Annotated in this window: 15 protein-coding genes; 14 read left to right on the top strand and 1 reads right to left on the bottom strand. The window is 40.1% G+C overall.

The annotated features are described in order from the left end of the window. Positions 1-19: 19 nt before the first annotated feature. From paaB to RFH42_RS14675, 12 genes are all read left to right on the top strand, one after another. The gene (gene paaB / locus RFH42_RS14730) at positions 20-310 is read left to right on the top strand and encodes a 1,2-phenylacetyl-CoA epoxidase subunit PaaB (RefSeq protein ID WP_308976548.1); all 291 of its coding nucleotides are present in this window, start codon (positions 20-22) and stop codon (positions 308-310) included. Between the two features lie 15 nt (positions 311-325). Next, positions 326-1,081 (top strand): 1,2-phenylacetyl-CoA epoxidase subunit PaaC, encoded by a 756-nt coding sequence (gene paaC / locus RFH42_RS14725; RefSeq protein ID WP_308976546.1) that lies wholly within the window; start codon positions 326-328, stop codon positions 1,079-1,081. Between the two features lie 17 nt (positions 1,082-1,098). Beyond that, positions 1,099-1,599 carry a 1,2-phenylacetyl-CoA epoxidase subunit PaaD gene (paaD, locus tag RFH42_RS14720; protein WP_308976545.1) on the top strand — a complete coding sequence of 167 codons (501 nt, stop codon included), beginning with the start codon at positions 1,099-1,101 and terminating at the stop codon, positions 1,597-1,599. Between the two features lie 23 nt (positions 1,600-1,622). Continuing rightward, the gene (paaE, locus tag RFH42_RS14715; protein WP_308976544.1) at positions 1,623-2,684 is read left to right on the top strand and encodes a 1,2-phenylacetyl-CoA epoxidase subunit PaaE; all 1,062 of its coding nucleotides are present in this window, start codon (positions 1,623-1,625) and stop codon (positions 2,682-2,684) included. An 11-nt stretch (positions 2,685-2,695) separates the two neighbouring features. Then, the gene (locus tag RFH42_RS14710) at positions 2,696-3,469 is read left to right on the top strand and encodes an enoyl-CoA hydratase-related protein (RefSeq protein ID WP_308976543.1); all 774 of its coding nucleotides are present in this window, start codon (positions 2,696-2,698) and stop codon (positions 3,467-3,469) included. Next, positions 3,469-4,260 (top strand): 2-(1,2-epoxy-1,2-dihydrophenyl)acetyl-CoA isomerase PaaG, encoded by a 792-nt coding sequence (gene paaG, locus RFH42_RS14705; RefSeq protein WP_308976541.1) that lies wholly within the window; start codon positions 3,469-3,471, stop codon positions 4,258-4,260. Before RFH42_RS14710 ends, paaG begins: the two co-directional genes overlap by 1 nt. A gap of 15 nt (positions 4,261-4,275) precedes the next feature. Beyond that, the gene (locus RFH42_RS14700) at positions 4,276-5,790 is read left to right on the top strand and encodes a 3-hydroxyacyl-CoA dehydrogenase (RefSeq protein WP_308976570.1); all 1,515 of its coding nucleotides are present in this window, start codon (positions 4,276-4,278) and stop codon (positions 5,788-5,790) included. A gap of 21 nt (positions 5,791-5,811) precedes the next feature. Then, positions 5,812-7,023 carry a 3-oxoadipyl-CoA thiolase gene (pcaF, locus tag RFH42_RS14695; protein ID WP_308976540.1) on the top strand — a complete coding sequence of 404 codons (1,212 nt, stop codon included), beginning with the start codon at positions 5,812-5,814 and terminating at the stop codon, positions 7,021-7,023. Between the two features lie 70 nt (positions 7,024-7,093). Further along, the gene (gene paaK / locus RFH42_RS14690) at positions 7,094-8,383 is read left to right on the top strand and encodes a phenylacetate--CoA ligase PaaK (RefSeq protein ID WP_308976569.1); all 1,290 of its coding nucleotides are present in this window, start codon (positions 7,094-7,096) and stop codon (positions 8,381-8,383) included. A gap of 47 nt (positions 8,384-8,430) precedes the next feature. After that, positions 8,431-9,381, top strand: coding sequence for a PaaX family transcriptional regulator (locus tag RFH42_RS14685; protein ID WP_308976538.1), 951 nt, complete (start codon positions 8,431-8,433; stop codon positions 9,379-9,381). Positions 9,382-9,383: 2 nt separating this feature from the next. Then, complete coding sequence (locus RFH42_RS14680) at positions 9,384-9,986, top strand: gamma carbonic anhydrase family protein (protein ID WP_308976537.1); 603 nt, start codon at positions 9,384-9,386, stop codon at positions 9,984-9,986. A 97-nt stretch (positions 9,987-10,083) separates the two neighbouring features. Then, positions 10,084-10,878 (top strand): thioesterase family protein, encoded by a 795-nt coding sequence (locus RFH42_RS14675; protein ID WP_308976536.1) that lies wholly within the window; start codon positions 10,084-10,086, stop codon positions 10,876-10,878. A gap of 50 nt (positions 10,879-10,928) precedes the next feature. Here RFH42_RS14675 and RFH42_RS14670 read toward each other — a convergent pair whose 3' ends face one another. Beyond that, the gene (locus RFH42_RS14670; protein WP_308976534.1) at positions 10,929-12,302 is read right to left on the bottom strand and encodes an MFS transporter; all 1,374 of its coding nucleotides are present in this window, start codon (positions 12,300-12,302) and stop codon (positions 10,929-10,931) included. Positions 12,303-12,693: 391 nt separating this feature from the next. On the opposite strand from RFH42_RS14670, the gene RFH42_RS14665 reads away from it, so the two are divergent. Beyond that, entirely contained in the window at positions 12,694-12,993 is a 300-nt protein-coding gene (locus tag RFH42_RS14665; RefSeq protein ID WP_308976533.1) for a DUF1330 domain-containing protein, read from the top strand. 107 nt (positions 12,994-13,100) lie between these two features. Then, positions 13,101-13,790, top strand: coding sequence for a response regulator transcription factor (locus RFH42_RS14660; protein ID WP_308976531.1), 690 nt, complete (start codon positions 13,101-13,103; stop codon positions 13,788-13,790). The last annotated feature ends 101 nt before the right edge of the window (positions 13,791-13,891 follow it).

Raw genomic sequence — 13,891 nt, 5'->3', positions numbered from 1 at the left:
TGAGTAAGAGGAATAGATTATGGAAGATAAAAACAATTGGTCACTTTATGAAGTGTTTGTACGTAGTAAACAAGGTTTAAGTCATCGACATGTAGGAAGTCTGCGTGCACCAGATGATGAAATCGCCTTACAAAATGCACGTGATGTTTACACCCGTCGTAACGAAGGTGTGAGCATATGGGTGATTAAGTCAGAGTTAATTACTTCATCACAACCAGATGAAAAACCAGAATTTTTTGATCCATCTATGGATAAGGTTTATCGACATCCTACTTTTTATACCATCCCTGATGGTATTGAGCACATGTAAGCAAAGGAGTTGATGATGAGTGATTTAGTCTTATCCAAATTTGTATTACACATTGCGGATAGCCAATTGATTTTGGCACAGCGTTTAGCTGAGTGGTGTGGTCATGCCCCTGAATTAGAAATTGACATTGCATTGGCGAATATTGGTTTGGATTTGTTAGGGCAAGCACGAAACTTTTTAACTTTAGCTGGTGAGTTGGAAGGTCAAGGACGTGATGAAGATCAACTGGCGTATTTTCGTGGTGAACGAGAGTATTTAAATCTCCTCTTGGTTGAACAACCAAATGGTGATTTTGCTCAAACTATTGTTCGTCAGTGGTTAATGGATCAATACCATTTAGTGTTGATGACTGGGTTAGCACAAAGCACACATGCAGCTTTGGCTGCTTTAGCAACCAAGGCATTAAAAGAAATTAAATATCATGTACGTTTTTCAACTTCTTGGATGGAACGTCTTAGCTTAAGCACCGATGAAGCAAAACAACGTGTACAGCATGGTTTAGATGAGCTTTGGCGTTTCAGTGCTGAATTGTTTGAGTTAAACGCAGAAGAACAGCAGTTAGTATCCACTGGTGTTATTCAAGATGCTGCGCAAGATTTTGCTAAATGGGAGCAGCATGTACAGTCTGAACTACAGCGTTTTGAGTTGACTTTGCCAGTGACTGCAGCATTTCGCCGTGGTGCTAAACAAGGAATGCATACGGAAAATCTTGGGTTTATTTTGGCAGAAATGCAGTATTTACAGAGGACTTACCCAAACATGGTTTGGTAATGACAAGGAGCTGTGTCATGCAAACAATTGATCATTGTGTTGAGCGATGTTGGAAAATTCTAGAACAAGTTGCTGATCCAGAGATTCCTGTGTTGTCGATTTTGGATCTTGGTATGGTTCGAGGCATTGAGCTCAATCCAAAAGATGAAATCGTGGTGCGGTTAACACCAACTTATAGTGGCTGTCCTGCAGTAGATTTACTCAAAACACAAATTGTTGAGGCATTGGCTGCTGAAGGCATGACACCGGTTCAAGTGCTTGTTGATTTGTCAGAGGCATGGACTACAGATTGGATGTCGGAATCAGGTAAGAAAAAACTACAAGCATATGGTATTGCACCTCCACAGGGTGAAGCGCAGCACTGTGGTACGCACGTAGCATTGACCGATGGCGTGCCGTGTCCACATTGCCTGAGTCAAGATACTCGTATATTGAGTGAATTTAGTTCCACAGCATGTAAAGCACTATACCATTGCCAAAGCTGTCTAGAGCCATTTGATTATTTTAAATGTATTTAAATTAATGGATAAGGAAATCAACCATGAGCCATTTTATTCCGTTAAAAGTTAAAAATATTGCGGCACAAACACCACAAGCAATTTGTATATCATTTGAAGTTGCGCCTGAATTACAAGCACAGTTTGAGTTTCAACCAGGACAACATTTAACGATCCGCCATCAAACTGATGCAGGTGAAATTCGCCGTTGTTATTCAATTTGCAGTTATGCTCCACAAGAAGATATCAGCATTGCTGTAAAAAAACTGGATCAAGGTCAGTTTTCGAGTTGGGCAAATAGTATGCTCAAAGTGGGTGATGTGCTTGAAGTGATGCCTCCGCAAGGTGTGTTCTTTAAAAAAGCAGCGCAAGTGGGGGGTAAAAACTATTTAGGTGTGGCAGCAGGCAGTGGTATTACGCCAATTTTATCTATTTTAAAAGCAGTGCTTCATGAGCAAGAGGACGCTAAATTTACATTACTCTATGGTAATCGCTCATGGAAACAAACCATGTTCTCAGAACAGATCATGGATTTAAAAGATCAGTTCAAAGAACGTTTTCAATTGATCAACATCTTTTCTCGTGAAATGAATGATAGCGAGTTGATGAATGGTCGCATTGATCAGGACAAACTCAAACAGTTACTTGAGCATCAAGTCCTTGACGCTGATTTTGAGCATTGTTTTGCCTGTGGTCCAGAGGAAATGATGCAAGCAGTTGAGTCTGTTTTGCCTGAATATGGCATTGATGCCAGCAAAATTCATACTGAACGCTTTAATACTGGAAGTACGAAAAAGCGCAGTACAGAATCTGATCTAAATCGTCAACTTGAAAAAGTGAGTATTGTGCTCGACGGCCGTGAATTAATGGTTGATGTTGAGGCAGAAGATGACAGCATTTTAGATGCAGCATTGCGTGCTGGCGCTGATTTACCTTACGCCTGTAAAGGTGGAGTGTGTGCAACGTGTCGTTGTAAGGTACTTGAAGGTGAAGTGGATATGGCAATTAACTATAGTTTGGAAGCTGATGAAGTTGCAAAAGGCTATGTGTTGAGTTGTCAGGCTTTACCGAAAAGCTCGAATGTTCGTATTAGTTTTGACGATTAATAGGCTCAGCCATGGAAATGCTCATACAAGCAACACAGCCTAGTGCTGGAGTCGTTTTATTAACCTTGAATCGTCCAGAAAAACGTAATGCTTTGAACAATGCGACCTTGCAGTGTTTAGGTGAACAATTACAGCAAGCACAGGCGAATCCACAAATTAAAGCAGTGGTATTAACAGGTAATCTACAGTGCTTTGCAGCAGGTGCAGATTTGGCTGAGTTGGCACAAATGGATGCTGTTGCTTTGCGGGCAGATATTCGCCCTCAGTTGTGGCAGGTGATTGATCAGTTTAGTAAGCCATTGATTGTTGCTGTAAATGGTTATGCGCTAGGTGCAGGATTTGAGCTGGTTCTTCATGCCGATATTGTTATTTGCGGTGAAAATGCACAGTTTGCCTTACCAGAGATTAATTTAGGCATGTTACCTGGTGCCGGTGGGACACAGCGCTTAGGTCGCTTAGTTGGACAACAACTCACAATGCGTTGGGCCATGACTGGTGAAATGATCTCGGCTCAACAGGCTTTACAACATGGGATTTGTTGTCAAATCACACCAACGGCATTGACAGTGCAATATGCCATAGAGCTGGCTGAGAGCATTGCTCAAAAGGCGCCTCTTGCCATTGGGGTGATTAAGCAGTCTGTAAAAAGTATTGCTGAAACCAGTTTGTCACAAGGTTTAAAACTAGAACGCCAAAATTTTGTCTGGCTCGCTGCAACACAAGATCGTCATGAAGGCATAACGGCTTTTTTTGAGAAAAGAAAAGCAAATTTTAAAGGTGTGTAATGGATTATCAAAGCATATTGGTTGATGTAAAACAGGCCGTGGGTTATTTACGTCTTAATCGCCCCAAACAACTCAACAGTTTTAACGTACAAATGCATCAAGAGGTCGCACAAGTATTAAAAGCATGGAGTAAAGATCCTGAAATACGTTGTGTTGTGATCAGTGGTGAAGGGCGTGGTTTTTGTGCTGGTCAAGACTTGGGGGATCGTGTTGTAGATCCTCATGCTGATGCACCTGATCTTGGCGTGTCGATTGAAAAATTTTACAACCCGTTGATTCAAACAATTGTCAATATGCCAAAACCAGTGATTTGTGCGGTTAATGGTGTTGCTGCTGGTGCAGGTGCCAATATTGCCTTGGCCTGTGACATTGTTATTGCTGCTCAATCGGCAAATTTTGTACAAGCATTTTGTCGTTTAGGTTTGGTTCCCGATTCTGGTGGAACGTGGTTTTTACCACGAGCAGTTGGGCATGCGCGCGCTATGGGGTTGGCTCTATTGGGCGATAAGCTTTCTGCCGAAAAGGCCAAAGAGATTGGCATGATCTGGGATGTCGTGGAAGACACACAGCTGCAAGAGAAGGTACAGCAGTTGGCGGAGCATTTGGCGAAGCAACCGACCTTTGGTTTGTCTTTGATTAAAAAAGCATTACATCAGTCAAGCGATCATAGTTTACAAGAACAACTGACTCTAGAACGTGATCTACAACGTATTGCGGGTCGCTCTGATGACTATCGTGAAGGCGTACAAGCCTTTATGCAAAAACGTGAGCCGAAATTTAAAGGGCAGTAAGGCGTAAAGAAAAGGATAGCTAAAATGGATTTAACTCAGGCCAAAATTGCAGTGATCGGATCTGGCACAATGGGCATTGGTATTGCTCAATTGGCTATGCTCAATGGTCATCAGACTTTTATTTATGATTTAGATACTGACAAACTTAAAGTCGCAGTTGCAGGATTACGAACCACTATAGATAAGTTGGTGGCTAAGAATAAAATCAGTACACAAGATGCAACTCAAGCTTTTGCTCGTTTACATGTGGTTGAAGATATTCAGTCTTTAGAAACCGCTGATCTGGTTATTGAAGCGATTGTTGAAAAACTTGAGCCTAAACAAGCCCTGTTTCAACAACTCGCAACCATCTGTTCTGCAACAACGATTTTGGCAAGTAATACGTCATCAATTTCAGTCACGGCAATTGCAGCCCATGTGCCTCAACCTGAGCGCGTGGTTGGTTTACATTTTTTCAATCCAGCACCAGTAATGAAATTGGTTGAGATTGTGCAGGGGCTTAAAACACCAGCACAGCTGTGTCAAAGCTTGAAGACATTGATGTTAAAGTGGGGCAAAGTACCTGTGCTCACCAAGTCTACTCCTGGTTTTATTGTTAACCGTATTGCACGACCATTTTATGCCGAAGGGTTTCGTGCTTTGCAAGAACAAGTCACTCAATTTGATTGTTTGGATTATGCCATTAAAGAATGTGGTGGCTTTGCAATGGGGCCTTGTGAATTAACCGATTTGATTGGCCAAGATGTTAACTTTTCAGTGACAGAAAGTGTGTATCGGGCTTTTTTTGCTGAACCTCGTTATAGACCAAGTTTGGTACAAAAAGAATTGGTTGATGCTGGCTGCTTTGGACGTAAAAGTGGTCAGGGTTTTTATGATTATAGTGGCAATAAGACTACCCAGTTAAGCCTTGAGCCTGTTGAATTACAGCAGTTTGAGCAAACTGTTCAGCTCTATGGTCACTGGCGCAATATGCCAACATGGATCGCACGAATACAACAGCGTTATAAGCAGTCTATACACGTTGCAACTCAGGATTATTTACAGATTGGGGCGATTCGCTTGCAACTGAGCCAAGGTGAGTCGGCTGATTTAAGCTATGGCAATGAAAAAGTGGTGTTGATGGATTGGCATGCAGATTTTAATCGGGCCAAGAGTGTAGTACTGAGCCATACCCATGCTTGTGATGCAGATGATCGTAGAGTCGTGGACGCTTTTTTTGCAAGTTTAAATTTATCTGTACTTTGGATTAAAGACCATCCAGGTATGCTAACACTCAGAACAATTGCTCTTCTGATTAATGAAGCCTGTGAAGCAGCACTACATGGTATTGCAAGTTGTGAGGATATTGATCGCGCTATGCGTTATGGGGTTAATTATCCTCAAGGTCCATTTGAGTGGATGGCACAAATAGGAGCGCAATATATTTTAGATTGTCTTGAGCATTTGTATCAGATTTATGCTGAAGAAAAATATCGCCCAAGTTTGTATTTAAAACAATATGTTGCTCAGCAACGCACCGCATGTGCTTAAACAAGCAAAGGAATGATGAACATGGAACAAGTCTATATTTGTGATGCAATCCGTACGCCAATTGGCCGCTATGCTGGTGCATTAAGTACTGTACGCGCTGATGATTTGGCTGCATTGCCTATAGCACATTTAAAGAATAAATATCCAAATTTACCTTGGGCTGAGCTTGATGAGGTGATTTTAGGTTGTGCCAATCAAGCAGGGGAAGATAACCGAAATGTTGCTCGTATGGCTGTTTTGTTGGCAGGTTTACCTGAGCATGTCCCAGCACTTACAGTAAACCGGTTATGTGCCTCAGGTTTGGATGCTGTTGGGTTAGCTGCACGTGCAATTAAAGCTGGTGAGGCGCAGTTTATGTTGGCTGGTGGGGTTGAGTCGATGAGCCGTGCTCCATTTGTACAATCTAAACCAACAACAGCTTTTAGTCGCACACCAGAAATTTTTGATACGACTATTGGTTGGCGCTTTATCAATAAAAAGCTTAAAGCAGCTTATGGTGTGGATAGCATGCCAGAAACCGCTGAAAATGTAGCTGAGAAGTATCAAATCAATCGTATAGACCAAGATTTATTTGCCTTTAACAGCCAACAAAAAACAGCTAAAGCGCAGCAAGATGGTATTTTCAATATTGAAATTTTGCCTGTAACACTGGTAGATGCAAAGAAAAGAACAATTGTTTTTTCGCAAGATGAGCATCCTCGTGCAGATACTGATTTAGAGAGTTTAGCTCGATTAAAAACACCATTTCGTGTTGATGGCGGTACAGTAACTGCTGGAAATGCTTCCGGTGTAAATGATGGCGCTGCTTGTATGTTATTGGCAAGCCGAACTTTTGCAGAGCAACATGGCCTTCCTGTGTTGGCCAAAGTGGTGGCAATAGCCAGTGCAGGTGTGGAACCTAAATATATGGGTATAGGCCCTGTGCCTGCAGTGCTTAAGCTTTTAAAGCAAACGGGCTTAAGCCTCGAGCAAATGGATGTCATTGAACTCAATGAAGCTTTTGCTTCACAGTCTTTAGCGGTAATCCGTGAATTAGGGCTAAAAGACGATGATGCACGTATTAATCCAAATGGTGGTGCAATTGCTTTAGGACATCCACTTGGAATGAGCGGTAGTCGCTTGGTTATAACGGCTGCACATGAGCTACAGCGTCGTCAGGGGCGTTATGCGCTGTGTACGATGTGTGTAGGTGTGGGTCAAGGTGTCGCACTTATTTTGGAACGTGCAATGTAAAAATAAAAAGGCCATGAGAAGGGCATATAGACTTATGGCCTATATGGATATGAAAGAATGGAGAGTCGCAATGGAACTACAAGACATGGAACAAGTGGAAAAAATCTCGGTTGATGAGCTGCGTGCATTGCAATTACGTCGTTTAAAAAAGACCTTGCAGCATGCTTATGAAAATAGTCCTGTGTATAAGCAAAAATTTGATGAAGCTGGTGTGCATCCTGATGATTTTCAGTGTTTGGCCGATTTAGCAAAGTTCCCATTTACCACCAAAAAAGATTTACGTGATAACTATCCATTTGGCATGTTTGCTGTACCTAAAGAGAAGATTGTGCGTGTACATGCATCATCGGGTACAACAGGCCAACCGACAGTTGTTGGTTATACTCAAAAAGATATTGATACATGGGCAGATATTGTTGCTCGTTGCCTCAAGGGAGCAGGTTTAAGCGCTAAAGACACCATTCAAGTTTCGTATGGATACGGCTTGTTCACTGGTGGTTTAGGTGCTCACTATGGTGTAGAGCGTTTGGGTGCGACAGTAATTCCAATGTCTGGTGGGCAGACAGACCGTCAAGTACAGCTCATTAAAGACTTTGAACCAACAGCATTGATGGTTACACCATCATATTGCGTTAACATCATTGAAAATCTTGAGAAAAACTTCGGCACTGCTAAGAATACTAGCTTAAAAGTCGGTATTTTTGGGGCTGAACCTTGGACTAAAGAATTACGTCAAGAAATTGAAGAGCGTTTAAATATTCGTGCACTTGATATCTATGGTTTATCTGAGATTATGGGGCCTGGTGTTGCCATGCAATGTATTGGTGAGGGAGATGGCTTGACCATATGGGAAGATCATTTCTATCCAGAAATTATTCATCCTGAGACTGGGGAAGTACTTGCTGATGGTGAAGAGGGAGAGTTGGTTTTTACCACAATCACCAAAGAAGGTTTACCAATGATTCGTTATCGTACACGTGATCTTACTCGATTATATGCTGGTGAAAATTGTGCAATGCGTCGTATGAGTAAGATTGTTGGACGTAGTGATGATATGTTGATTATTCGTGGCGTGAATGTTTTTCCAACTCAAATTGAAGAGCAGATTTTAAAAGTTGATCAATTGATTCCAAATTATGAAATTCATGTTTGTAAAAAAGGTCATATGGATTCTTTGCATATTCGTACTGAAATGATGCAATATAATGACTTATCAGCACAAACAAGGATGCAACAGTTACAAAGGAATATTAAAATAATGATTGGTATTTCGGTAACTGTGGAAATTGTTCCGGAGAACACTTTGCCTCGCTCAGAAGGTAAAGCAAAACGAGTATTTGATCTGCGTAAAACAGCCTAATGGATGGGCGTTTTACTGCTTAAGATCTTGAGATGGGTGAGAAAGACATGGGTTCTAAGTTACAACAAGTGATTGATTCACTCATCGAGAACGAACCATTAAGCGGAACATCAATTATTACTACTATCTTTGGTGATTCTATTTTGCATCGTGGCGGTTGTATTAGTCTAGCCAGCCTCATTCAGTTGATGGCTGACTTTGGATTTAATGATCGCGCCGTGCGTACAGCAGTTTTTCGCTCAGTAAAAGGGGGCTGGCTAGACTCTGAGAAAGTGGGGCGTACCAGCTTTTATCGAATTACAGGTCCAAGCCGTACGCGTTACCTTCATGCCGAACAACGTATTTACAATGCAAAAATGTGTGAATGGGATCATCATTGGGATCTTGTTTTAATGTCCTCATTAGATGGTGAAAATAAGGTTCTGTTAAAAAAAGAGTTAGAGTGGTTGGGATTTTCTAATATTTCAACCAATCTTATGGCTTATCCTGGTTGTGATCGAATGCAACTGCAAAAATTGCTGGTTGATCTAGATATGCATGATCAGGTTGTCGTATTTCAAGCACAGACTTTGGCGTTATTTAATAACTCTGAGGATGTTGTGCTACGCATGCTACATAGCAATTGGCCAATTGAAGAAATTAAGCAGCGTTATAGCGTTTTTTTAGACCAATTTCGTGAAATTTCAAATTTGCTTGAAACCGAATCGGAAGATATAAGCCCACAACAAGCTTTTCAAATTCGTATTTTGCTGATCCATCTGTATCGTCGTATTTTACTGAAAGATCCATCTTTACCCTTAGAATTATTACCAACAGATTGGCCAGCAGTAAATGCACGTAATTTAGCTTTAAATATTTATAAGCGTATTTTTGAATTGGCGGATGAATATTTTCTCTCTATTGCGCGTACCGCAGAAGGGGAAATGCCGTTACCTAGTGGACAGTTTTATCGCCGTTTTGCTGGATTAACTGCGAATCATATGGAGATGATGAATTAATTATGCCGTGTTATGCCATAGATGGAGTAATCCCTGTTGTTAGTCCAGATGCTTTTGTGCATCCTACTGCTGTTTTGATTGGTGATGTTATTGTGGAGTCGGGAGCATATATTGGTCCCTTTGCTGCATTAAGAGCCGATTTTGGACGTATTCATATTCGTTCCAATGCAAATGTACAAGATAATTGTACTATTCATGGTTTTCCTCAAAGTATTACCTTAGTAGAAGAAATGGGACATATTGGTCATGGTGCTATTTTACATGGCTGCCATATTGGTCGAAATGTCTTAGTTGGCATGAACAGTGTAATTTTGGATTATGTTGAAATTGGTGAAAATAGTATTATTGGTGCCAATAGCTTGGTTAAAACCAAAGATATTATTCCTGCCAATGTCCTTGCAATGGGGAGCCCTGCCAAGGTTGTACGTGAATTGTCAGAAGCTGAAAAAGTATGGAAGAGCAAGGGTACTGAGCAATATATTAATTTAACTTCACGTTGTTTAAATACCCTCCAAGAAGTTAAACCTTTAACTAAAGAACATGCTACACGTCGAAGTTATCTTGATTTTGATGTGCAATACAAAATCAAAGCAGATTCTATTTAAACTCAATAATGACCGTAGCGGCCACTAACATTTATGTCAGTGGCCGCAGCTGTTATGATCATTTTGACGTTTTTGATTTATAAAAGGATTTATTCATATGTCTTCATACTATCAACTGCTTTCTCGTCAACATACTGAATATGGTCAAGTAAGCCAATACCGCTGTACCGAATTGGTACAGGGAGCATGGAACCCACATGAACAGCATATGGCGGCAGCTTCTGGTGTAATGTGTGCTGAACTTGAACAATTTCAGCCACGCCCAGAAATGCGTATTGGACGGATTAGTTTTGATATTTTAGGTTTAATTCCTGCAACAGATTTTGAGATTAATACCCGAGTAATTCGCGCTGGGCGTACCATAGAGTTGGTTGAGGCAACGATGAGTGCGCAGGGTAAGGACTGCATCATAGCCCGTGTTTGGCGCATGATGACACAAGATTCAACAGCAGTAATGGGTATTGAAGATGCTGTACAGCAACGTCCAACTCATTTGCCTGTGCAAAATATTTTAGGTAATTGGGATGGTAAGTTTATTCAAACAGTTAAATCTCAGGTTGAGCCAAGCACGCATCGTGCAGGTAAAGGAATTGTTTGGTTAAATACCGATGTTGACATGGTTGAGGGGCAGGCCACTTCTGATTTTGTACATCTGATGGGTATGTTGGACACAGCCAATGGTATTGTGCCTCGTCTACCTGATTTGTCTTGGGCATTTCCTAATTTAGATTTGCAAATTCACTTGTTGCGTATGCCCCGTGGACGTTGGTTGGGATTAGAAACTCAGCAACAATATGGTGATGATGGTATTGGCTTAACCAGTTCAGTGTTACATGATGACTTTGGTGTATTTGGTCGAAGTGAACAAATCCTCACTTTAAGAAAAATGTAGTACCGTGATTTGGTGATGAAGCCCTCAGTGCATGAGGGCTTTTTTTGTGCTTATTTCCATACAAATGGTGATTGCTTTTGTTGTTCTTCAGCCTCTAAACCAAGCGCAATACCTGTTCTGTCTTTCATTAGACAGATTGCAGTTAAAGCAAATATTGCCATGGCGGTGAGATAGACACTTACGGAAATAACATCACCACTGGTACTGATGAGCCATGCCGCAATGAGTGGTGCAAAAGCGCCACCAATAATTGAACCTAGCGCATAAGTGATAGAAATACCTGAGAAGCGAATTGAGGCTGGGAACAACTCGGCATAGAACACTGCCTGTACCCCATAAGTCATGCCAATACCCATAGAAAGTAGTGCAAGTCCCAGCATAATATAGAGATAGCTTCCAGTATTAATTAATGGAAACAAAGCAATAGCACTGAGAATCTGTATACATGAACCTAAGATATAAATGGGTTTACGACCAAACTTGTCAGACAAAGAAGCTGAAAACCAAGTGAAGAAAGTCCAAATAATGGCTGAGACACTGACTAAAGCTAAAATCACAGGTCGTTCAAGGTTTAATCCGGCTGGATTGGTGGTATAGCTTTGAATAAAACCACCCGCAGTCATATAACCCAGCGCTGTTGTTCCAGCAACTAATAATGCTGAACAAAATACAGCAGCTTTATAGTTTTTAAATAACTCACGAATAGGTTTGGGCGCTGCACCTTGGTTTTTAATTTCTTCAAATACAGGGCTTTCATCAACAGAGCGGCGAATCCAGTAGCCTAGGCCAAATAGGAAGATACTCAAAATAAAAGGGACACGCCAGCCCCATTGCATAAAGGCTTCACCAGGTGAAATATAGCCTGTCATGATGACAAGTACTAAAGAAGCCAGCAATAAACCTAGTGGCACACCTAATTGTGGAAAAGCACTGAATAATCCTCTTTTATTTTTGGGTGAATGCTCTACTGCCATGAGCACGGCACCACCCCATTCTCCACCTGCTGAAATTCCCTGCAGAATACGTAACAAGATGAGGAAGATTGGTGCTGCGATACCAATTTGATCATAAGTTGGTAGTAAACCAATGACCGTTGTTGCAACCCCCATCATAATGAGGGTGACGGCGAGAACGGTTTTTCGACCAATTTTGTCGCCAAAATAACCTGCAATAAAAGCACCGAAAGGGCGAAAAACGAAACTAATACCCACTGAAGCAAATACCAAGAGTGTTGCAAAGAGTGGTCCAGCAGGTTTGAAAAATAATTGGTTAAAGACGAGACCTGCAACAGCTGCATAAATAAAATAATCGTACCATTCGATAGTTGTACCAACGATGGTTGCAAGGGCAATTTTTTGCGTATGTTTACGACAAGGTGAGACGAGATCCTGTGATAACACAGTACCTGTTTGAGCATTTTCCATTTCAAACATCCTGTAAGAAATTTATAACGAAAACAGCAACTGCAAAATTTGAGTTGCGTTTTTTATCAGTAAAATTGTTGATTTATCAAACAAAAATAGTATGTGGGATAAAATAATAAAAAGATACTAAAATTTTATAAAAAAAATAATTTCGTATCTTTTTAAATGAGTTTAATTTTTCGCTTTATAATTAATCATATAAAATACAATAAATTATGAAAAAAGTATTTCTGTAAATCTATTAAAATCACTTTTATTTGATATGTATGTTGTTTTAAAAAACTAAATTATGTGTCATTTTGTTTATTGTTGGGTGGGCGATAAGGAATTGAGCTCAGTTTTAGCTATCTTTGGGAAATTATTTAATACAGTGATGAAGGAGTAAGAGTAAATGTCAGCTTATGTGATTTTTATTTGTAAGCAGTTAAAGTCTAAAGAGCATTTTAATCAATACAACCGTTTAGCACGAGAAGCGAGCAAAGGCTTTGATATTAAAGTGAGATCATTTTATGGACAGGTAGAAGCGCTAGAAAATATAGCGGCTGAAGGTGTCGCTATTTTAGAGTTTGTAGACTTAGCACAAGCACAAGCATGGTATCAAAGTGAGGCGTATCAAGAGGCAAAAAAACAGCGTGATTTAGCTGGAGATTATATTGTGTTAATAACTGAAGGTTTGAATATACCAAGTTAATTAAAGCAAGAGACTCAAAAAATATATAGAATTTAGAGACAAAACAACAAGGGTGTTGTTGTGTTTAGGGCAAAACAGCTACTGAACATAAGTGAAAAGGATGAATCATGGACTTTCAAACCTGGTCAGGTTTTGTTGATCGTTTTACAGCAGCTTTGCGTCAAAATATGTATATTGATGCTTTTTTTAGCTACAAAATTGAGCACAATCTTGAGACAAGCGAACATTACTTTTGTAATTTATCTACTTGTTTAGTCGATCAATATTTATCTCAGATGCAGATACACGATCCACTGGCAATGCTAAATCATAAAGATCCTTCACAGCATATGAAAGTGCTTTCTCATCAAGACATTCCACAACAATATATGCAGTTTATTGAGAAACATCAGTTTGGCGATAACATTGAGCTTTATTTTAATGATCAGCAGACACCAGTTCGCGGTATAAGCTTGATACGTAATGCAGCACAAGGACCATTTCTGGCAGAAGATTTACAGGTATTAGAACGCTTTTATCAGCTTGCAGACTTTTGTATGCAGCAAAATTTTAGATCTACTTTTCAATCAAACAAGGGTTTAAATCCTATAAAATTACAGTCGTTTAAACTGACAAAAAAACAACTACAAGTTCTAGAGTTGTTGAGTCAAGGTAAAGACAATCAGCAAATTGCCATGCAATTGTTTATCAGTCTGTCGACAGTAAAAACTCATATACAACATATTTTTCAAAAACTTGCAGTGAATAACAGAGCACAACTATTATCTAAACTGTTGCTGTTACAAACAGCTTTATAATGGTGGAGTAGAAACTCATTGCTCAGTTAAAAATATTGAAAAATCGTACCTGAGTACGATATTTATTTATATGTAAATTAACTAACTTAGATAGCAATTGA

It is taken from the genome of Acinetobacter rudis (assembly GCF_031157835.1).
Lineage (GTDB): Bacteria > Pseudomonadota > Gammaproteobacteria > Pseudomonadales > Moraxellaceae > Acinetobacter > Acinetobacter rudis_A.
The sequence above is the reverse complement of the archived record's forward strand: the minus strand, read 5'-3'. Positions and strand labels throughout refer to the sequence as shown.